At 33.9% G+C, this 1,026-nt stretch carries 2 protein-coding genes; both read right to left on the bottom strand.

Annotation, left to right across the window (positions count from 1 at the left end):
* A partial coding sequence (locus NF27_RS00300; RefSeq protein WP_161791741.1) for an ankyrin repeat domain-containing protein occupies positions 1-382 on the bottom strand: 382 nt, incomplete at its 3' end.
* Between the two features lie 262 nt (positions 383-644).
* Positions 645-1,026 (bottom strand): ankyrin repeat domain-containing protein (locus NF27_RS00305; RefSeq protein WP_039454572.1); only part of this gene is annotated, 382 nt, incomplete at its 5' end.

The raw sequence follows: 1,026 nt of genomic DNA on the forward strand, positions 1-1,026 counted from the left end.
CTCCTCTCTCCACAAGTAAAGGAATTAGATTTATTTTACTCCCTATTAAACATAAGTGTATAACCGTGTTCCCCTTTATATCGGCTGTTTTAACACCAGGATTATGTTCTAATATTAATTTAGCAATTTCATCGTAACCATTATATAAGGCATTTTGCAAAGGAGTCTGCTCATCCCAATCTTTAATATTGATATTAATTAAAGGCTGCTCTAATAATAACTTTGCCATTTTAACATTTTTTCGTCTTGTAGCTAGGTGTAAGGCTGTACCCCCCAATCTATCTATTGCATTTATGTTAGCGCCTTGTAAGAGTAGGCCTTCAGCTTCCTTTACCTTTCCTTGTTTGACAACAGTCAGAAAATTTTTATCTTTGTCTTGCATTTTATTACCCTTCTATGTAATTTACTTATTTAATTTTAAATAATAATATTTAACATATATAAAAAAAAGTTCTTATTGATTTAAAAAAGAGTCTTTATTTTTTTATAACATTTATAACCACAAAAGGCGATTTTAAGCCTAGCATATATAAAACCTAAACACTACTCCATATGGCAATGCATTTATAGCAGTAAAACCTTTTAAGACCCTCTGCCCATTGATTTCTGCTCTTCTCTATTATCAGCTGGATTTCCAAATTCTCTTAATCTTGCTTTTTTATCTCAGAAGCCACCCATCTTTCTCCTCTATCTCTTTGAGAGTTTACAGAAGGCTTTTCAGGTGACGAGTCATCCGATCCTTTTTCAACTCTAGGGTTTCTAGAACCATTTATAATTTCTGCAAAATCAAGTCGTCTCTTGGATCCCACTATATCCAATCTCTCAGATCTATCTGCCTTCCTTTTAGCTTCAACTTCCCTTTCAGCTGCTTTGCATTCTTTTATCTTATCAGAGTGTGAAGCTTGATATAACTTTCTTGCCGTATATCCTTCTATAGTAATATTAGGATCAGCACCCTGCTCAAGTAATAACTTATAACCCTCTACATGCCCACCATTTGCTGCCAAGTGTAAAGCAGTAAATCCG

Origin of the sequence: Candidatus Jidaibacter acanthamoeba (genome assembly GCF_000815465.1) — a bacterium.
Lineage (GTDB): Bacteria > Pseudomonadota > Alphaproteobacteria > Rickettsiales > Midichloriaceae > Jidaibacter > Jidaibacter acanthamoebae.